The organism is Mucilaginibacter angelicae (assembly GCF_042434235.1).
Lineage (GTDB): Bacteria > Bacteroidota > Bacteroidia > Sphingobacteriales > Sphingobacteriaceae > Mucilaginibacter > Mucilaginibacter angelicae.
Genome location: NZ_JBHLTS010000077.1, coordinates 224,416 through 243,477 on the forward strand (window position 1 = coordinate 224,416; position 19,062 = coordinate 243,477).

Annotated in this window: 23 protein-coding genes; 21 read left to right on the forward strand and 2 right to left on the reverse strand. The window is 41.7% G+C overall.

The features are described from left to right. Positions 1-149 precede the first annotated feature (149 nt). Positions 150-1,187 carry a tRNA (adenosine(37)-N6)-threonylcarbamoyltransferase complex transferase subunit TsaD gene (gene tsaD, locus ACFFGT_RS28155; RefSeq protein WP_377025846.1) on the forward strand — a complete coding sequence of 346 codons (1,038 nt, stop codon included), beginning with the start codon at positions 150-152 and terminating at the stop codon, positions 1,185-1,187. Between the two features lie 64 nt (positions 1,188-1,251). Continuing rightward, positions 1,252-1,437 carry a hypothetical protein gene (locus tag ACFFGT_RS28160; protein WP_377025847.1) on the forward strand — a complete coding sequence of 62 codons (186 nt, stop codon included), beginning with the start codon at positions 1,252-1,254 and terminating at the stop codon, positions 1,435-1,437. Between the two features lie 31 nt (positions 1,438-1,468). Here the strand turns inward: ACFFGT_RS28160 and ACFFGT_RS28165 are convergent, their stop codons facing one another. Beyond that, complete coding sequence (locus ACFFGT_RS28165) at positions 1,469-1,828, reverse strand: MmcQ/YjbR family DNA-binding protein (RefSeq protein ID WP_377025848.1); 360 nt, start codon at positions 1,826-1,828, stop codon at positions 1,469-1,471. 71 nt (positions 1,829-1,899) lie between these two features. Between ACFFGT_RS28165 and ACFFGT_RS28170 the strand changes: the two genes are divergently transcribed. The 6 genes from ACFFGT_RS28170 (at position 1,900) to ACFFGT_RS28195 (ending at position 8,282) form a co-directional block, all read left to right on the forward strand. After that, entirely contained in the window at positions 1,900-2,514 is a 615-nt protein-coding gene (locus tag ACFFGT_RS28170; protein ID WP_377025849.1) for a class I SAM-dependent methyltransferase, read from the forward strand. Next, a complete protein-coding gene (locus ACFFGT_RS28175) occupies positions 2,511-3,128 on the forward strand; it encodes a hypothetical protein (protein WP_377025850.1) in 618 nt (205 codons plus the stop codon). Before ACFFGT_RS28170 ends, ACFFGT_RS28175 begins: the two co-directional genes overlap by 4 nt. Before the next feature lie 196 nt (positions 3,129-3,324). Continuing rightward, the gene (locus ACFFGT_RS28180) at positions 3,325-3,888 is read left to right on the forward strand and encodes an adenylyl-sulfate kinase (protein WP_377025851.1); all 564 of its coding nucleotides are present in this window, start codon (positions 3,325-3,327) and stop codon (positions 3,886-3,888) included. Beyond that, positions 3,833-4,774, forward strand: a complete 942-nt coding sequence (locus ACFFGT_RS28185; protein WP_377025852.1) for a sulfotransferase — start codon at positions 3,833-3,835, stop codon at positions 4,772-4,774. The genes ACFFGT_RS28180 and ACFFGT_RS28185 overlap by 56 nt, the downstream gene beginning before the upstream one ends. A gap of 62 nt (positions 4,775-4,836) precedes the next feature. Further along, positions 4,837-5,475 carry a DUF4291 domain-containing protein gene (locus ACFFGT_RS28190; protein ID WP_377025853.1) on the forward strand — a complete coding sequence of 213 codons (639 nt, stop codon included), beginning with the start codon at positions 4,837-4,839 and terminating at the stop codon, positions 5,473-5,475. Between the two features lie 473 nt (positions 5,476-5,948). Continuing rightward, on the forward strand, positions 5,949-8,282 hold the full coding sequence (locus ACFFGT_RS28195) for a TonB-dependent receptor domain-containing protein (protein WP_377025854.1): 2,334 nt from the start codon (positions 5,949-5,951) through the stop codon (positions 8,280-8,282). A gap of 93 nt (positions 8,283-8,375) precedes the next feature. On the opposite strand, the gene ACFFGT_RS28200 is transcribed toward ACFFGT_RS28195, so the two are convergent. Next, on the reverse strand, positions 8,376-8,717 hold the full coding sequence (locus ACFFGT_RS28200; protein ID WP_377025855.1) for a winged helix-turn-helix transcriptional regulator: 342 nt from the start codon (positions 8,715-8,717) through the stop codon (positions 8,376-8,378). Positions 8,718-8,807: 90 nt separating this feature from the next. Between ACFFGT_RS28200 and ACFFGT_RS28205 the strand changes: the two genes are divergently transcribed. The 13 genes from ACFFGT_RS28205 (at position 8,808) to ACFFGT_RS28265 (ending at position 19,061) form a co-directional block, all read left to right on the forward strand. Continuing rightward, positions 8,808-9,380, forward strand: a complete 573-nt coding sequence (locus ACFFGT_RS28205; RefSeq protein WP_377025856.1) for a hypothetical protein — start codon at positions 8,808-8,810, stop codon at positions 9,378-9,380. Positions 9,381-9,510: 130 nt separating this feature from the next. Continuing rightward, the gene (locus ACFFGT_RS28210) at positions 9,511-10,194 is read left to right on the forward strand and encodes a porin family protein (RefSeq protein WP_377025857.1); all 684 of its coding nucleotides are present in this window, start codon (positions 9,511-9,513) and stop codon (positions 10,192-10,194) included. A gap of 117 nt (positions 10,195-10,311) precedes the next feature. After that, the gene (locus ACFFGT_RS28215) at positions 10,312-11,271 is read left to right on the forward strand and encodes a zinc-dependent alcohol dehydrogenase family protein (RefSeq protein WP_377025858.1); all 960 of its coding nucleotides are present in this window, start codon (positions 10,312-10,314) and stop codon (positions 11,269-11,271) included. Between the two features lie 90 nt (positions 11,272-11,361). Further along, entirely contained in the window at positions 11,362-12,195 is an 834-nt protein-coding gene (locus ACFFGT_RS28220; RefSeq protein WP_377025859.1) for a universal stress protein, read from the forward strand. Positions 12,196-12,282: 87 nt separating this feature from the next. Further along, the gene (locus ACFFGT_RS28225) at positions 12,283-12,852 is read left to right on the forward strand and encodes an NADPH-dependent FMN reductase (protein WP_377025860.1); all 570 of its coding nucleotides are present in this window, start codon (positions 12,283-12,285) and stop codon (positions 12,850-12,852) included. A gap of 179 nt (positions 12,853-13,031) precedes the next feature. After that, positions 13,032-13,877 carry a class I SAM-dependent methyltransferase gene (locus ACFFGT_RS28230; protein WP_377025861.1) on the forward strand — a complete coding sequence of 282 codons (846 nt, stop codon included), beginning with the start codon at positions 13,032-13,034 and terminating at the stop codon, positions 13,875-13,877. An 85-nt stretch (positions 13,878-13,962) separates the two neighbouring features. Beyond that, positions 13,963-14,340 carry a hypothetical protein gene (locus ACFFGT_RS28235; RefSeq protein WP_377025862.1) on the forward strand — a complete coding sequence of 126 codons (378 nt, stop codon included), beginning with the start codon at positions 13,963-13,965 and terminating at the stop codon, positions 14,338-14,340. Positions 14,341-14,481: 141 nt separating this feature from the next. Then, on the forward strand, positions 14,482-15,174 hold the full coding sequence (locus ACFFGT_RS28240; RefSeq protein WP_377025863.1) for a helix-turn-helix domain-containing protein: 693 nt from the start codon (positions 14,482-14,484) through the stop codon (positions 15,172-15,174). 106 nt (positions 15,175-15,280) lie between these two features. Continuing rightward, positions 15,281-16,768, forward strand: coding sequence for an alpha-amylase (locus ACFFGT_RS28245; RefSeq protein ID WP_377025864.1), 1,488 nt, complete (start codon positions 15,281-15,283; stop codon positions 16,766-16,768). A gap of 59 nt (positions 16,769-16,827) precedes the next feature. After that, positions 16,828-17,127 (forward strand): GNAT family N-acetyltransferase, encoded by a 300-nt coding sequence (locus ACFFGT_RS28250; RefSeq protein ID WP_377025865.1) that lies wholly within the window; start codon positions 16,828-16,830, stop codon positions 17,125-17,127. 4 nt (positions 17,128-17,131) lie between these two features. Beyond that, positions 17,132-17,983: an NAD-dependent epimerase/dehydratase family protein gene (locus tag ACFFGT_RS28255; RefSeq protein WP_377025866.1), complete on the forward strand. Its 852-nt coding sequence runs from the start codon at positions 17,132-17,134 to the stop codon at positions 17,981-17,983. Positions 17,984-18,233: 250 nt separating this feature from the next. Further along, positions 18,234-18,692: a hypothetical protein gene (locus ACFFGT_RS28260; RefSeq protein ID WP_377025867.1), complete on the forward strand. Its 459-nt coding sequence runs from the start codon at positions 18,234-18,236 to the stop codon at positions 18,690-18,692. Positions 18,693-18,932: 240 nt separating this feature from the next. Next, a complete protein-coding gene (locus ACFFGT_RS28265) occupies positions 18,933-19,061 on the forward strand; it encodes a hypothetical protein (RefSeq protein WP_377025868.1) in 129 nt (42 codons plus the stop codon). Position 19,062: the final 1 nt, after the last annotated feature.

Here is a 19,062-nt window from a genome sequence, read left to right on the forward strand (position 1 = left end):
CTTTGCCTTTTATAACTAATTAATGATTTAGTGAATTATTGATTTAGCGAATTGTTTACTATCCCTCTACAATTTGGCAGATAGATAGTTTGCCGCTAATTAATAAATCCCTAATTCACTAAATCAGTAAATCAATAATTAAAACAAACGTGCCTGTAATTTTAGGAATCGAATCATCATGTGATGAAACCTCAGCTTCGGTTTGTGTTGATGGCGTGATCATGAGCAATGTTATTGCCAATCAAACCATACACGAGGCCTATGGAGGCGTGGTCCCGGAGTTAGCCTCAAGGGTTCATCAGCAAAATATTGTTCCGGCTGTTCAGCAGGCATTATTGAACGCAAAAGTAAGCAAAAATGATATTGATGCGGTAGCTTTTACACGCGGTCCCGGACTTTTAGGCTCTCTTTTAGTGGGAGTTTCATTTGCCAAGGCTTTTGCCTTAGCTAAAAAGATCCCGCTTATTGATATTAACCATATGCAGGCCCATATCCTGGCACATTTTATTGGCGATAAAAATCCGTCGTTCCCTTTTCTTTGCCTTACCGTATCGGGCGGGCATACGCAAATTGTGCTGGTGAAAGATTATTTTGATATGGAGATCATAGGGCAAACCCTTGATGATGCTGCCGGCGAAGCTATGGATAAAACCAGTAAAATTTTAGGCTTGCCTTATCCCGGCGGACCGCTTATTGACAAGTACGCACGCCAGGGTAACCCCGATGCCTATAAGTTCCCCGAACCGCAGATACCAGGATATGATTTTAGCTTTAGCGGGTTAAAAACTTCTATCCTGTATTTTATCCGCGATAACGTGGCTCAGAACCCTGATTTTGTTAGCCAGAATATGGCTGATATTTGCGCATCTGTTGAAAAACGGATTGCCACTATTTTGCTTAATAAACTGCAAAAAGCAGCGCAGGCATATGGCATAAAAGATATAGCTTTGGCGGGTGGTGTATCGGCTAATACGGGCTTAAGGTTAGGGCTGCAGGCCATGGCCGAACAAAAGGGGTGGAACAGCTTTATCCCTAAAATGGAATATTGCACTGATAATGCCGCCATGATAGCCATAGCCGGGTATCACAAATACCTGAAAGGCGAATTTATAGGGCAGGACGTTGCCCCGATGGCGAGGATGGCGTTTGCCCCCCAGCCCCCTAAAGGGGGAGCTATGGCGGAATAGCTTAAATATAGAATTACACTAAATAACACATTAACATTCCCCCTTTAGGGGGTAGGGGGCTCATATGAACGCATCCGGATATATATTTTACGCGATTTTTGTTATCCCACTTATCGCATTTTTAGTTTGGCTTATACGCCAGGACAAGCGCAAAGGTAAAATAGGCCTTGTAGTACTGGCTGCGATGGTTATTGGTGTGCTGATTTACGTATACCTTAACCGCGACGCTTTGAATGGTGTAAGGCCTTAAGAAAGAAGAAGCCTGTTTATTGCTAAGCGGTTTAACCATTGGCTATCATTTCTTCATATTCTTTGATCAGCTTTTTGGTAGCCCTTGCAAGGTAAGCCGTTATTAACAATTGCTTCAGATCGCCGGGCGATACAGTTTCGAGCCGTACCAGCATGTATTTATAATTTTGATAATGCGGGGTAATGAAAAAGGTATGGGGGTCAAGCGCAATCCATTTTTCACGCTCGGTGGTGTGTATTGCCAGTAACTCGTGCTTCTCCTTTATGTTACAGAAAATCTTATTGTTAACATAAAAAGCAGGATCATCAAAGCACATTTTATGGATAACACCTGGCAGCGGCAATAGTGTGCCTTTCAAAAACTGTAAAAATACATGCATATCGGTAGCCATACTTAAAGTTAATAAGTTTTCTTTATGGCAAACAATAAAACAGTAATTTCGGGTTCAAAACAGCATTGGCCATGAACAGCAGCACCCTCCGGAAACTTTACGGCAATATCGATATCTATTTGTTCGATCAGTTATTGAAAGGGCGTTTTGACGGTTGCCGTACCATACTTGATGCCGGTTGCGGCAGCGGGCGAAACATAGCTTATTTTTTGCAAAACGGTTTCAAAGTTTACGGTATTGATCAAAGCGAACATGCCGTTGAACTGGCTAAACGACTATCTGCCGATCTGTGCGCTGAGCATTCTCCCGATAATTTCAAACTGGCTGCTGTTGAGTCCCTGCCTTTTGATGACGGACAGTTTGACCTGGTAATTTGCAGCGCAGTATTGCACTTTGCCAATGATGCCGAACATTTTGACAGTATGCTACGCTCGTTATGGCGCGTACTGAAGCCGGGCGGCTATTTTTTTTCAAGGCTGGCATCGGATATCGGTATCGAAACATTGGTACAGCCTTTGGGTAACTACCGCTACCTGCTGCCCGACGGCTCCGAGCGTTTCCTGGTAAACGAAGAGATCCTGCTTGAATATACCCGCGAACTGGGTGCCCAACTTTATGAACCTATAAAAACCACCAACGTACAAAACCTGCGCTGTATGACAACCTGGTGTATGCAAAAAATATGAATCAATTCGTGAATAGGTTTGGCGATACTATCGCCAATTTTTGGGATAAGGGAGCTTCCGAAGCTGAAAAGCAAAAAACCATTACCGATATATTAGCATATGCCAATCTAAATCCGCAGAAATTCAAAGCGGAACTTAGGGAGGTGTTATTTAACCCCGAATTAGACCCACTGTCTGTTGTATTAGAGGCTTTATCAAAAGACACAGATACCTGGGGAGATTTTTTTGTGCAGGTACTGGATGATATTTTCGATGCCGCCTACGCAACGGATAAAGCCGATGGGATCTTATTTAACCTTGCTGAATTTTATTATATTGAAAATGATACCAGGCCATTTGTGCAAAAAATAGCTGATAGGTTACTAAAAGAGCTCGACTCGCCAAGGGTTGATATCAGGATTGAGGTAATTAAAAATATAACAGGCTATTTGTTAAATTCATCTGTCAAAAATAAGCTTGCCATAACCAATAGATTAATAGATAAATTGGATGATGACAACTGGAAAGTAAGGTGTGTTACTTTTCAATATCTCGCGGCCGAAAACTTGTTGCCGCAAGGTGCAAAACTAAAGCTGTCAGATAAACTGTTAGGGTTTTTAGTTGGCCATCCCTAATTCAAGTTTTGGTAAAAAAGGCATTGTTATCCTTCCTCTTCTTTTTTCTCGTCTACGTCATTTTCCCTTTCATCGATACAATATCGCTATGTATCGATACACTAAGTGTTAACAACAATTTCGCCCGAAATATTTGCGTTAAGCCTTCAATAATGGTTTGAACAACAATTATTATTTAACGCTTAACACACATTTTATGATCATTCTGCTTTGCGGGTTATCCGGATCCGGGAAAACCACCCTTGCCCAAAATGTTAAAATACGGCTGTCTGATACCGATATCCCTATTGAGATTATTGATGCTGATATATACCGTCAAAAGCTGTTCCCCAATTTGGGTTACACCAAGGAAGACCGTTTTGAAAATATCCGCAGGCTTGGTTTTATTGCCAATAAATTATCAGGCCATGGCGTGTTGACTATCATCAGTGCTATAAACCCATATGATGTTATCCGCCGCGAATTGATAGCAACTTATCCGGATGTGAGGCTGATCCACATTGATTGCCCTGTTAAAACGCTGATGCAAAGAGATACCAAAGGCCTTTACAGGCGTGCATTATTACCCGAAGGGCATCCTGACAAGATAACTAATTTAAGCGGCGTTAATGATCCTTTCCAGATCCCCTCTTCGCCCGATCTGTATATCAATACCCATATTACAAAGCAGGAAGATGCTACAGAAATGTTAGCAGGCTTTATTCTTGAAAACTATCAGCAGGCACAAATCAAACAGCTGTACCAAACCGGCCGTTATTAACGAAACCATGATCAATACTACAGTCAAATTCAGTCCCAGGCAAACATTAATTATTGCCGGCATGCACCGTTCAGGCACATCGCTTGTAACCAATTGGTTAAGTCACTGCGGCCTGCAAATTGGAGAACGCCTTTGTGGCAGCGGTACAGGTAATATTGATGGCCATTTTGAAGATCTTGAATTTTTAAAGCTGCATGAAGAGATCCTTGATCGCAACAGTCTTGAAACATCAGGGTTAATTGATACAAAAGATATTGAGGTGCCGCTTTACCAGCTCGAGAAGCTGAAGGCTGTTATAGGTATTAAACAGCAGCTTTATGAGCAATGGGCCTGGAAGGATCCGCGTACCTGTTTGTTTTTGGATACCTATGCAAAGCTGCTGCCCGGTGCCAGGTACCTCGTGGTTTTGCGTAACTATCAGTCGGTAGTTAGTTCATTGCTCAGGCGCGACTTTGCCGCCATCGATCAGAAATACATGGCCCGTAAATATATTCAACGCCTGATGTGGGCTTATTTCAGGCGGCCCCGCAGGTTGAAGGCATATTACCATGATCATGCCGAAAACTATTTAAAAGTATGGATCAGTTATAACGAGGAGATCCTGCATACACTTAAAAAACTGAACCCTGACGATTACCTGGTAATTAATTATTCGCAATTACTTGAAAACGATAGTGAGGTATTTTCGTTTTTAACCGGTACGTGGAAGTTTGCACTCAATTATTTTGATTTTAAAGATGTTTACAAGCAGGAACTGATGAACAAGGCAGATGATATCAGCGATTTTGTTACCGATAAAGTACTGCTGATAAAGGCAACCTACCTGCTTAAACGCTTGGGCAGCTTTATGCGGGGGAGTGAAAGCTTTCCGGGAAAGGAAGAGTAGTTTTTCCGTCTGTAGCAAAGCCGGGGGCTTGATATTGTGGTGAAAATTCGTTATATTATAGTATGAATATTATAACAGAATTTTACAAACAGGGCCTGGAACACTGGCCCAAAACGGGGCAGCACATCCTTGCCCATCAAACAAACGAAGAAATTGTAGTTTACCAGGCCTACAAAAAGAGCATTGCCCGCTTCGTTGCCGAAAATCAATTTTTGGGCGGGAATGAATACAGCTACAACCGCATGTCGTGGATTAAGCCTAATTTTTTGTGGATGATGTACCGTTGTGGCTGGGCCGAAAAGGAAAACCAGGAAAGTGTGCTGGCTTTATGGATCAGCAAAAAAGATTTTGAGGCTATTTTAAACGAAGCCGTGATCTCGTCCTTTAATTCCCAATATCATGATAACCATGAACAATGGCGTGCCGATCTCGACCGGAAAGAAGTGCGCCTGCAATGGGATCCCGATCACGACCCTTACGGTCATAAAACAGAACGCCGCGCCATACAATTAGGCCTAAAAGGCAGTATGCTTGAAAACTTCGGCAAAAAACAAATTACCCGCATTGAGGATATTACCGATTTTGTTAAACAGCAAAAACAATTGCTGGATAATGGCCGGCTTGATGAACTGCAGCTGCCGGTTGAAAGGGTATACAGAACAACCGATGAAGCTTTGTATAAGCGCGTAAGAATAGGTTAACAAGTGCCGAGTATCTGCCTAACGATCTTTTGGGAAACCTCACCCCGGTTTCCATCAAACCTTATTGAAATGATCAGCCTTTAAGCCCTCCTGTAATTTATCTTTCCTCCTCAATTTAATCCAAACCCGCTTCCCGGTTACTTAAGTTTACTCCTTGTTGTGTTCAAAACCCTCAAGCGATTTAGTGACAATATCTATAATGTTTAGATTCTCTTTATCTGTGAGATAGGATCTGATTCAAAACCTTATTTGTAATTAATCTAAATAAATATAACTTTGCGCCCAAACCCGGGCTTGCGGTGGCCAAACTTTGTGGCCCGGATTAATTTAATGCTGATCCTTTAATCAATTTATTATTTAAGTAAAATATGCATTTTACACCTACCCCTATTTACGCTTTCGGCAGGCCTGTCTTAATGAGCGTTCCATTAAACTTTAAAAATAATTTCAATAAAGCTTTAACCTGTTTGTTAATGTTGCTGCTGTTAAATGTTAGCGCAAATGCACAAACTACCACGGGGAATATAAAAGGCACCGTAAAAACATCCGACGGTAAGGCTGCCGAGTTTGTGAACATCACCCTTATTGAAACCGGCCAGGGGGCAACTGCATCACAAAGCGGGCATTATACTATTAAAAACATTAAGCCGGGTACTTATACGCTTGTTGCCAGTTTTGTTGGCTTGCAAACCCAAACCAAACAGGTAACCGTTATTGCCGGTGAAACTGTTACCACCAACTTTGTTTTAACCGAAGGCGGCAAGGAGCTGCAGGAAGTTTACGTAAAAAGCGCCAAGCATAACAAGTTCCTGAAAAAGGAAACGGAGGATGTTGCCCGTCTGCCCTTAAAAAATCTGGAGAACCCGCAGGTTTACAGCGTAGTGACCAGCGAGCTGATGAAGGAGCAAATAGTAACCAGCTATGTAGATGGCTTTAAAAATATTCCGGGTGCCGGCGTGCCTTTAGTATATAACAACGGACGAACAACCTTATTATCGCGTGGCTTTGTTACGGCCAATTTTGTGCGTAACAGTGTTGCTGGTTATAACTTTAATAGTGTCGACCCTGCCGATATTGAAAAGGTTGAAGCTATTAAAGGTCCGTCGGGTACTTTATTTAACAGCAGTTTGGCCTCATTCGGCGGGCTTTTTAATCGCGTTACCAAAAAGCCGTTTGATAGTACCCGTACCGAGATCAGCTACCAAACAGGAAGCTTTGACCTGAACAGGCTTACTGCCGATGTAAACATCCCGCTCAATAAGGAAAAAACGGTATTGTTCCGCATTAATACCGCTTTACACAATGAAAAAAGTTTCCAGGATGCGGGTTTTTACCGTGGTGTTTTTGTGGCCCCGAGCTTAACTTATATTGTTAACGACCGTTTATCTGTTGAGGTTGATGCCGAGATTGGCAATTTCAATGCTACATCAGCCTATCGTCTTGCTCCTGATCCCAAAGGCGGAATCAATAATATTAAGGACCTGGACATCGATTATAAACGTTCTTTTGGTAACAACAGCCTCGATTACCTGAGCCGGCAGTTAGATATTTACGCGCTGGTTAATTACAAAATTTCCACCACCTGGAAATCGCAAACCATGTTTAACAAAACCTATTCAACTACCAAAGGTTATGTTACGCAGCTTAGCCTTGCCAAAGATTCTCTGAAGCAACAGGCCACAAAGCAGGATTACCCTTACTACATTACCAATATCCAGCAAAATTTTATAGGCGATTTCAAAATCGGGCATTTTCGTAACCGTGTTGTTGCCGGCATTGAATACTATAATCAAAAAAGCAACTGGACTAACTACACTGTAATATTACCTAATATCAATTACAAAAATCCAGGCGCAGCTTACAATAATTTCAATGCCGATAAAGTATCGGCCCTTGTTGCCGCTTTGCCTGCAAATGCTAACTCGTATGTTCAAAATAATCAAAGCTCATACGCAGCCTATGTTTCAGATGTGTTTAACATTACCGACAGGTTGAACGCTATGGCCAGTATCCGGATAGACAGGTTTGATAACAAAGGCGCTTACACGCCCGCCGACGGGAAAACAACCGGAAATTTTAAACAAACAGCCTGGTCGCCTAAGTTTGGTTTGGTTTATCAGCTGGTAAAAGATCAGGTATCACTGTTTGGAAACTATATGAACGGCTTTAATAATGCTACCCCTACAGCCACAAGTTTTGATAACTCAACTTTTAAGCCCCAATATGCCAATCAATGGGAAGGTGGTGTAAAGGCTGATATCTGGGATCATAAGATAAGTGCGACAGTTAGCTACTATAATATTTCTGTAACTAATACTATAATGGATGATCCTGCACATCCCGGATTTATAACGCAGGCCGGTACACAATTAAGTAAAGGCATTGAAGCCGAAGTTATCGCCAACCCCTTTGAAGGGTTTAACATTATTGGCGGTTTTGCATATAACGATAGCAAAATTACTAAAGCGGCACCGAAAACGAATATAGAAGGTTTGCGCCCTGCAAATTCAGGCCCGGCAAGGTTGGCTAACTTATGGTTGAGTTACCGCATCATGCATGGTGAAATCAAAGGTTTAGGTTTTGGTGTAGGCGGTAACTACGGAAGTGATTCATACCAAACCAATACCACAGTATTTAAATTTACCATACCATCGTATACCACAGTTGACGCTACTGTGTTTTATGACCGCCCGAAATACCGTTTAGGGTTTAAGCTGGATAACCTGACCAACGAAAAATACTGGTCGTTCCGTTTGGCACCTCAAAACCCAACCCGCGGCACTTTAAGCTTGAGCCTTAAGTTTTAAAAAAACATAGTAAAAGCAAATGGCTTACCTCATTTACGGGTAGGCCATTTTTATATAATTCTATTAATCAATTTATGAGCTTTTTGCTTTCATCTAATTATTCAAAGCAAGGTCTTTTAATCCCCATTCCTGCATTACATTAATTACCGGCATCAGCGATAATCCCTGTTCGGTAAGTTCATATTCAACCCTTGGTGGCACTTCCGCAAAAACGGTTCGTTTCAATATCCCGTCTTCCTCCAGTTCGCGCAGCTGGGTTACCAGCATTTGCTTGCTGATAAGTGGCAGCGCCTTTTGCAACTTACTAAAGCGGTTAAGTTTTTTGCTGATGGCATAAATGACCAGTATTTTCCAGGTACCGCCTATTTTGTTCATACAATGGGTTACCGGGCAATTATATGGGTTGAAATCTTTGTTTTTTCGCTTGCTTTCCATTAGTCTGAAAAATCATACTAAGCCTTTATTTTATGACTACTTGTATTTAACATACAAAGCTAACAACTTTGATATAAAACAAACAGTTACATGATGACAGCAGAACAGATCAAAAAATTTATCCAGGGTGGCGAATGGAAAAATATAGCCCCCGAAGTACGCCCCAGCATTATCAAAAACGCTGCTGGTGATATTCAGCCCTTTTACCTTACCCGTGTATTTAAATATACACCTAATGATGTATTTGAATGCACCGTAATTAACTATGCCGATCCAATCGCCAAAATACCCCTTGTTAAAATAAATATTAAAGGGCACCTCGTGTGGCAGGGTGAGCACCCTATTGCCGAAGGCGCTTTTAAAGTTGATTATGTTGCAGACATTGCCTACGAGGTAACGCCGCTGCATCCCGGTTTTGCCGATGCCGTAAACAAAGCGGCATCTGCCGGTTTAAACCCATGGCAGCTTAATGTAACCCAGGACGTAAAAGGTAAAGCATTCCCGGCGTTCGGTTTAAGTGAAGGAGATATCTATATTGACTATGATCTGATCTACATTTATAATGATATGCTTTTTAATGGCAGCAAAAATGTGGATGGAAGGCCATTTGATAAGCAGGAGAACAGGCCGACCAATTTGCAGCTGCCATTGGTAAGAGGTTAAGGGATATATCTGCAGAAGATGTTTTGAAAGATGCACTGGCAGAGCGTTTTAATTTTGATAAAATTATATTTCACTGTTGCACTTTTTCTGTGTTCTTCGTAATACCTTTCTGAACCATACTTACACAAATATGAAATTACGTTTAACCTTATCATTCCTGCTTTTATTTGCATGTTTTAAATTATCGGCACAAACAGAAGCTATTCAGTTTGGCATCAGGGCAGGAGTAAGCAGTACCTCGCTGTCACGCAAACCCGGCACTGATATCCTGATTCAGGATGCCGATAAAAGCGGGGCCGGTTATTTTGCAGGAGCCTTTGCCAGCTTCAATATCGATAGGTTTTCGCTGCAGCCTGCTATTATTTTTAATTCATTAAGCAGCAAAACTACCGAAGAGGTATTGAGCGACGATATTATTTACCGCATGTATGGTAAATGGCGTTTATATTATATACAGGTGCCCGTTAATCTTATTTACAATATTCCGGTGCCGGGTGGTCATGTATATGCAGGGGCGGGGCCGTATATCGGTTCGGCACTGTCAGGTAAATTTACACCGGCGGTAAGTAATGAATCGCCGGGGCAATCATCACCTGTCGATTTTAGTTTCAAAGCCAGGTTCGGAAACGATAACCGGAGCAATTTTAAATCGTTTGATTATGGGGGCAATGCAGTTGCTGGTTTTGAATTTGATAACGGTTTAATGATCAATGCCGTTTATAACCTTGGGCTTACTAATATTCAGAGTTATAGCTACCTGTACAGCAGTACCAAAACCCGGAGCCTGAGCATAGCGCTGGGCTATAAATTTTAAAGGATAATCTTGATTAAATTGTGCAAAGCAGGGATAGCACACCTGCTTTGCCTTATATGGCCTGCATCTGATATTAACGTCACTAAAACTTATGTAGCTGAAATTTGTATTTCAACTATGAAAGCACTGGTTTTTGAGCAGGCAGGCAATGCCGCTGATGTGATACAACTGAAACATTTAGCCTATCCAAAACCGGGGCCTGGCCAGTTACTCATCAGGGTAAAAGCCAGCCCCATTCACCCGGCCGACCTGCTTTTTATTGATGGAAAATACCGCTATCAGCCTGTACTGCCCCAAATAGCCGGACTGGAAGGCGCGGGTTATGTAGAAGAAGCAGGGCATGACAGCATTATCCCCAAAGGAAGCCTGGTAGCCTTTAGCAAGATAGGCGCATGGGCACAATACGTGGTAGTTGATGAGCAGGACGTGGTATTATTACCCGACGCTTTCCCCATAGAAAAAGCCGCCCAGTTATTGCTTAACCCGTACACTGCTTACGGTTTAATACAGGAAGCAAAAGTTAAAAGCGGCGATTGGCTGCTGCTTACTGCCGGCCATTCTACCGTATCAAGAATAGTGATCCAATTGGCTGCCGAAAAAGGCATTTGTGTAATAGCAACTGTGCGCCATGAAGAACAAAAAAAGGAGTTGTTAGCTTTAAAGGCCGAACAGGTAATTGTTCCGGAACCCGGTAAACTCAACCAAACTATAAATGAACTTACCAAAGGCAAGGGCATCAAAGCCGCATTGGATGCTGTTGGGGGGCCATTGGCTACTGAAGTAATATCCTCATTATCGCCCGGCGGGCGTCTTATTGTTTACGGGCTGCTTGATCCCGAACCTGCTTCGTATTTCAATGCCGGGGTTGTTTTTAAGAACCTTGTTATTAAAGGATTTGGTGTGCGGGGCTATGTTGCAGGGTTGTCGCTCGAAGAAAAAACACAAATGATCAGTCATTTGGTGCACTCCATAGGCCGGGCCGAATTTCAGCTTGCACCATCGGCAACATATACTGCCGACCAGTTTGAGCAGGCCTTTGCTTATAATAAAGGCGGTAAGATTTTATTTGAATTTTAACGGCAAAATTTATTGTACTACAATAGTTAAACAAATCGTAAATTTAGCATTAAGCGCACTGGTTTTGTATGTACAATAAATTTGTTTGTTATGAAAACTATATTAATACCTGTAGATTTTTCCGAAACCAATAACAATGCCATTAAATACGCTGCCGATATGAGCTGCGATATGCCGGTTAAAAAAATTATCCTCCTTAAAAGCTACTACACATCGGTATATGAACAAATCCTGCCTTCTCCCGATTTTTTGCAACTAAGAGTTGATGATATTGAAAACGAACGGCAAAAAATAGAAGAGCGGCTTAAATCTTTGCGCCAGAAACTCCACAGCCGCTGTCAAAAAGATATTGAAATAGAAGCAGTAATAAGCTCAGAGCCAATTATCCGTGCTATACACCAGGCAATTGATGACCAGCAACCCGACCTGATGTTAATTGGGGGCGATGTGGGCAGCGAATTGAGCATGATAGGTGAGCAGATCATTGAAATTGCTAAAAGCAGCCCGGTAAAAGTATTAATTATCCCGGCCAATTGCGGGTATCAAAAAATAGAACAGGCGCTGGTGCCATGTGACCTTGAAGCTGTTGCCCGCCTTGGTATTTTAAAAGGCCTTAATTTGTCGCACAGCTGGCTTAACCCCAAACTAATGATCCTGTACGTTGATCCGAAGAATAAGCACATCGGCCGCGAAGCGGAGTTTGAAGCTTCGGTAAAGCAACTGGTTAATTGCTATGAGTGTAAGCTTCATTATTCGGACGATAAAAATATTGTAAGGGGCATCCTTAACTTTGCCCAGCAGCAACAGGTCCAGCTCATCATTGCCCTGCCGGGCAAACACAGCTTTTTCTATTACTTAACCCATAACAGCATTACCGAAGCTGTGTCTTTAAATGCGAGGCACCCGGTATTGATCCTTAAATAAGGTTTGTAAAGTTTTTATCATCTTGCTTTTCAGTTTATGTGTTGTTGCGTTGAATTGCCAATATTTACGGCAACTAAACTGATAAACATGTATAAACTCAAAGTAATAACATCTACCGTACGCCCGGGCCGCAAAGGGCCTGCAATTGCTAAATGGATAACTGGAGCAGCCAATAATCACGGTTTTGAAGCCGAAATGATTGATCTGGGTGAGCTTAATCTCCCACTGATGAACGAACCTGTTCACCCGGCCCTCAAACAATATGAACATGAGCATACCAAACAATGGAGCGCTAAAATAGAAGAAGCCGACGCCTTTATTTTTGTAACCGCCGAATATAACCACAGTTACCCGGCACCACTCAAAAATGCTGTTGAATACCTGGTGCACGAGTGGGCTTATAAGCCTTCAGGTATGGTTGGATATTCCATTGGCCCTTTTGCGGGTGTAAGGGCTATCATGAATTTAAAGGCAGACATGCTTGCCTTAAAAAATATTGCACTTGCCGAAATGGTAAACATCCCCCAATTAAACCAGTTTATGGACGAAGAAGGTAATTTTACTGCTGATGAAAGGCTTAACAACAATGCCAAAATTATGCTTGACCAATTGGTGCGGTGGACTAAAGGAATGAAAGCGATAAAAGAGGATAAATAACAATTGAACTTAAGATATTTAAAGATCCCTTTGCTTTAACAGGCAGGGGATTTTTTGTATAGATGGTTTCTGTATTATTTGGTGAAATGAAAAGGCGTTTTAATGTAACTTATTGATAGTAATTATCTTAAGTTTGTGTTGACTGCTAAGTATTGTCACTAAACCCAATAAAACCCTTTATGGAAAATCAATTTGAACAGATCCGCGATCAGCAAAAACAATCATGGAACAAATTTTCGCCCGGATGGAAAAAATGGGATGATTTCAACATGCGGTTTTTAAAGCCTATGGGCGATGCTATTATTGATAACCTTAAAATAAACGATGGCGATCAGGTGTTGGATATTGCGGCAGGTACCGGCGAACCCGGATTAACCATTGCAGCTTTAACACCTAATGGTTCAGTAACCGGTACCGACCTTGCCGATGGTATGCTTGAAATAGCCAATGCTAATGCCAAAGCAAAAGGAATCAAAAATTATAAAACTCAAATTGCCGATGTAAGTGAGCTGCCTTTTGGCACTGAAACATTTGATGGTGTAAGCTGCCGTATGGGTTTCATGTTTTTCCCGGATATGCAGCTGGCTGCCAATGAAATTTACAGGGTATTAAAACCAGGCGGCCGCTTTGCTACCGCGGTATGGGCCGGCCCCGAGCAAAATAACTGGGTTACTACCATTATGAGTGTTATTCAAAAGCATGTGGTACTGCCCGCCCCGCCTCCCGGTGCCCCGGGTATGTTCCGTTGTGCAAAGCCGGGTTTTATTGCCGGGCTGTTAGAGAAGGCAGGCTTTACCAATATAACCCGGAATGAAATAACCGGGCAGGTTGACTATGATAGCTTTGACCGCTACTGGCAAATAATGATGGAGGTGGGCGCACCCATAGTAGCCGCAATGGCCCAGACCGATGAGCCAACTAAAAATATAATAAAGGAAGAAGTTTCGGCATTGTTTCACTCACGAAATACTGATGGAGGAAGTGTACTTAATTATGCTGCACTCATCATCTGCGGACAAAAATGATTATCGGCTTAAATAATCTTCAGATAACCTTAATGTAACTTAAAATTTAACATTAAGGTTAAATTGAAGATATAACTTTACGGTAATGAAACCGCAATATAAATTTAAGCTTGTCTTATTCTTAGCAACACTCATGTTTGTGGCTAAGCCCTTTGTTGGTTTTATGGTTTTTAACAGGCAGCACCCTCCTGTAAAAGTTAACATCTTCCTGCTGCAAAAATCATTTAGTAAGCGGATAATTCAATATCGCGATGGCAGTTTAACCCTGATGACAGCCATGCAAAAAAAACTGGCGCATCCTGTTGTCAGTTTACGGTTAAGGTTCTCGTTTTTACTGCTGCTGCTTTATCCTTTGTTTTTCAGGATCAGAAAGGATCTTGCGTACCACCATATCAGGTTATTAAACCTCAATAAAACTTTATCCCACCCAATTTACCTGCTCAACCGGCAAATTATTGTTTGACAGATTGTAAGGCCGTGACTGCCGGCAACCGGCAATTTATCCATGGCCATCTCATTTTAATTGATCGTAGTTTTATTTTGTCCGGCTTCAGGGCCGCATTACCATTTGTTTACCTGCGGTAAGCTACTATAATTTGTCATTATGCCACTTTCCTATTCATATACTAATTTTGACGATAGCGATAAAGAGTTATCAAATTTTGCCAAAGCCCTGGCGCTCCCGGTAAGGGTTGCCATCATCAGGATCATTATCGAACATAATAATGTTGTAAAGCGCGAAATGCTTTATGAGATCCCGTTCAATATCGAAACCATCAACAAGCATGTAGCCGAACTTAAAAACCTGGGCATCCTGAAGGTTTACGGGATTAAAGGGAATGTTAATTACAGCATTGATGAAAGCTTGTTTGATCAGATGGCCTACCGCTTTTCGTTATTATTTAAGAGTGCCCGGCATCTGTTTGTACAGCATATTAACACCGATTATAAGGCAGAAGAAGTTGAGCCTGCGGCTAATATCGCCAACTCAATACCGTCTTCGGGCCATTTTGGCGTTTTTATCAGCCAATACAGAAATTCGCTTAACATTACACAGCAGGTACTTGCCGAAAAACTCGGCATAGAAGCAGAGGGGTTAAACCAGGTAGAACACGGAGAGATAGCTTTTAGCCCCGAAAAACTGATGCTGCTTGCCAATGCATTGGGGATAGCTCCGGCTGTATTAAAACGGGAGTATTACAGCTACCGCATTGCCGAGCTTGTTGATGAAAGCGGTTGCAATGAATCATTACTGGATAGTGCCAAAGAAAAGATCCATTTGATCCATGCCGGGTAAAGCTTTTGGTTCACAATGATTTAATGTTGCGGTTAAGCCCGGATCAAACCTTTCTGCGTATATTTAGTTAAGTAGTCATTTATAAATAGCTTACTTAATTAAACGCATGGAAAATTTTACAATGCTGCAGTTTTTTGAATGGTATTACCCCGCCGGAGGCAGATTGTGGAATCAGTTAAAGAATGATGCAGAAAATCTGAAGAAAAAAGGGATCGATTCGGTATGGCTTCCGCCAGCTTATAAAGCGGCAAGCGGAGGCTACTCTGCCGGGTACGATGTTTATGATATTTATGATCTGGGCGAATTTGATCAAAAAGGCACCATCGCTACAAAATATGGCACCAAGCAGGAATACCTCGACGCCATAGCCGCAGCGCAGAAAGCCCGGTTAAAGGTTTATGTTGATGTGGTGCTTAACCATATGGGGGGCGCCGACGAAATTGAAAAGGTGAATGCCCGTAAGGTTGACCCCGCAAACCGGAACGAGTTTATAAGCGAAGTATATGAAATAGGCGCATACACCAAATTCACATTTCCCGGTCGTAAGGGTAAATACTCCAAATTTATATGGGACTGGCAATGCTTTTCGGGGATTGACTACGATGCTTATAAAGAGGAAACGGCCATATTCAGCATCCAAAACCAGTATGGCGAAGGCTGGGAAGATGTGCTTGACGACGAAAACGGCAACTATGATTACCTCATGCTTTCAGACATTGACACCCGTAACCCAAGTGTTAGGGAGGAGCTGAAAAACTGGGGCAAATGGTATTTTGAAACGGCAAAGTTTAACGGCTTCAGGCTTGATGCGGTTAAACATATGGATCATGGCTTTTATAACGAATGGCTTGATTATATGCGCAACGAGCTTAAGCAGGAGTTTTTTACCGTTGGGGAGTATTGGGCTTTTGAATTACCTAAACTGCTAAAATATATTGAGGCCACCGAAGGTCGCATGTCACTTTTTGATGCCCCGCTGCATGATAATATCCACCAGGCTTCAAAAGCAGGTAAAGATTATGATCTTACTACCATTTTTGATAATACCCTGGTTGGTGTTAACCCCGAACATGCTGTTACGCTGGTTGAAAACCACGATACCCAGCCGCTGCAATCGTTAGAGCAACCTGTTGATGCCTGGTTTAAACCACTGGCCTATGCGCTGATCCTGCTTCGCGAAGCTGGTTACCCTTGTGTTTTTTATGCGGATATGTATGGCTCAAAATATACTGACAAGGGTGGTGATGGAAAAGAACATGAAATTGAGTTACCCATAGTTGCAGAATTGGAAGCACTGCTTTATGTTAGGAAAAACATGGCATATGGCACCCAACGCGATTATTTTGATCATCCTAATTGTATAGGATGGACCCGCGAAGGCGATACAGATTATGAAGATTCAGGTTGTGCCGTGGTAATTTCAAACAGTGAGGACGGGTATAAAGAGATGGAAATAGGAGCAGGGCATGCAGGCAAAGTATTTGTTGATTACCTTAATAAGCACGATGATGAAGAAGTGGTGATCACTGCCGATGGCTGGGCCGAGTTTAAAGTTAAAGCGGGCTCCGTTTCGGTTTGGGGAATTAAGAAGTAATTGCTGTTAAAAGGGGCGAACATTTTATACATTTGTTTACCCCTTTAATATGTACTGCTATGAAATACGAAGAAATCCCCCTTGTAAATAATGAGGCCATTCACAATTTTGAACTGACTGTTGAAGGTCACCGGGCATTTATCGACTACAAAAAAAAGGATGATAAAATTTACCTGATCCATACCGAAGTACCGGTTGAGTTGGAAGGCAAAGGAGTAGCATCGGCCATTGTTGAAAAAGCATTCGACTATATCGAACAGAATAACCTGAAGTTGATACCGCTTTGTGTTTACGTGGCATCATACCTGAAACGTCATCCCGAGTGGAATAGGATATTAGCTATAGCCCCTGGTCATTAAACAAATGCGCGTTTTAGTAACAGGATCATCGGGCAGGTTAGGGGCAGTTACAGTTAATCACCTTCGGGCTTGTGGGTATCAGGTTACCGGTATTGATATAATCCCGGCCGAAACTACCGGTGAGCTGATTGATATATTAAATAAGGATGCGGTTTTAGCCGTCACTCAACACATTGATGTAATTATTCATACTGCGGCAATCCATGGTAAACATTATGAGCTTAACTATCCCCGGGAAGCATTTATTGATGTAAATATTTACGGCACGCTCAATTTGCTTAATGCCTGTATTGTCAATGGTGTACAAAAAATGCTGTACACCAGTACCACATCTATTTATGGCGATGCAATGGTTAATACCAGCCAGGCTGTTTGGGTTGATGAAGAGCTGATCATTAAACCACGCGATATCTATGATATTACCAAACAAGCCGCCGAGCAGCTTTGTAAAGATTTTTTCTACCGCGAAGGTTTGCAAACATCAGTTTACCGGGTTGGCCGTTTCCTGCCCGAAACAGATAATCTTAAACTAAACCATCGCCTGTACCGCGGCCTGGATGAACGTGATGGTGCCGAAGGTTTACGTTTAGCGTTAGGGCAAACTTTTTCAGAATTTGAGATCTTTAATATCACCAGCAGTTCGCCCTTTAAAAAAAATGAGCTTGTGCAGCTAAAGCATGATCCTGCCGGGTTGATAAAAAAGCACTACCCACATGCCGAAGCCATATACAAATCAAAAGGCTGGGAGTTCCCGAAAAGTATTGACAGGGTTTATGTAAGCGATAAGGCTAAACGATATTTTGGTTATGAACCAAAGTTTACGTTTGGATATTTATTGAATAATCTCGAACTGTAGTAAGACTTACGAAGTTTTCAAAACTTCGTAAGTCTGGTTCCTAATCAGGAATTGATATCCAAAAGCATTTTGTTGGTACTCCTTTGATCAGATAAATTAACACACTTAGGTTTATCTGATATGTCTTAATAAGACAATTATATATAAAAGGGGATCGTTTATGGTTTGTTATCTGTTTTATATGTATCGGAATTTAGCAAGTGCGCAAATGAGTTCTTCTATTTAATTTGCATGGATTAAATGAACCTTGATGAATAGAAAACTGATAGTACCTATATTACTTTTATTGCTGGCTTGTAAAACTACTTTTGCCCAACATAAACAGGAAATACTGTTTCCGCCCCCGGTACTCGAATTTCAACCACTTACAGAATTTTGTGATTTGCCGGGACAAAAAAATGAATTGGTATATACAAGAGCAATCTATGATTGTTCAAAAACGGGATGGGGTTTGCATAGCGAAGGAGAGAAATGTAAAGGAATAACAGCAAATATGTTCCTCGCAGATGACGAATTCCTAAAGCCCGATTTTTTAAAATCATTAAAGATGGTGCACCAAAACCCTAAGAGCAAGTTTTTGATTCTTGATATCATAGGTTTTTTTGAAGACGATCTCGCAGGATTGGAGCATGGTATAGGTGATATGGGAACAAATAAGTATCGTTTTATAGTAAAACGTGTTGTGTATTCCTACTTAAGATCACGTTAGATAAAGAAGGTTAACAAGGCTAAGGAATAGATTTAGCGATATGAATTAAACTTTTTGTTATTGATAAATAGGATGTTAAGGGATTGTTAAGGGAAAAGGTTAAGAATAATTTGGAGGGAAGGAAAAAGCGTGTACCTTTGCAGCCCGCAAACGAGGAAACGAGGAAGCGGGATAGTTCATTAAAGGTTTAGAAAAGGGCGATAAGCGGGGAGAAAAAAAGATTCAGAATCTTTTGTGGAAATGAAAAGAAATTCGCACCTTTGCAGCCGCTTCGAAAAGGAAGCGGATGTTCTTAAAAAGGTTTGGAAAGCGGCTGGAAAGCAAGGAGAAAGAGAAAAGAAAACGCTGCTAAAAACCACCAAAAAATAAA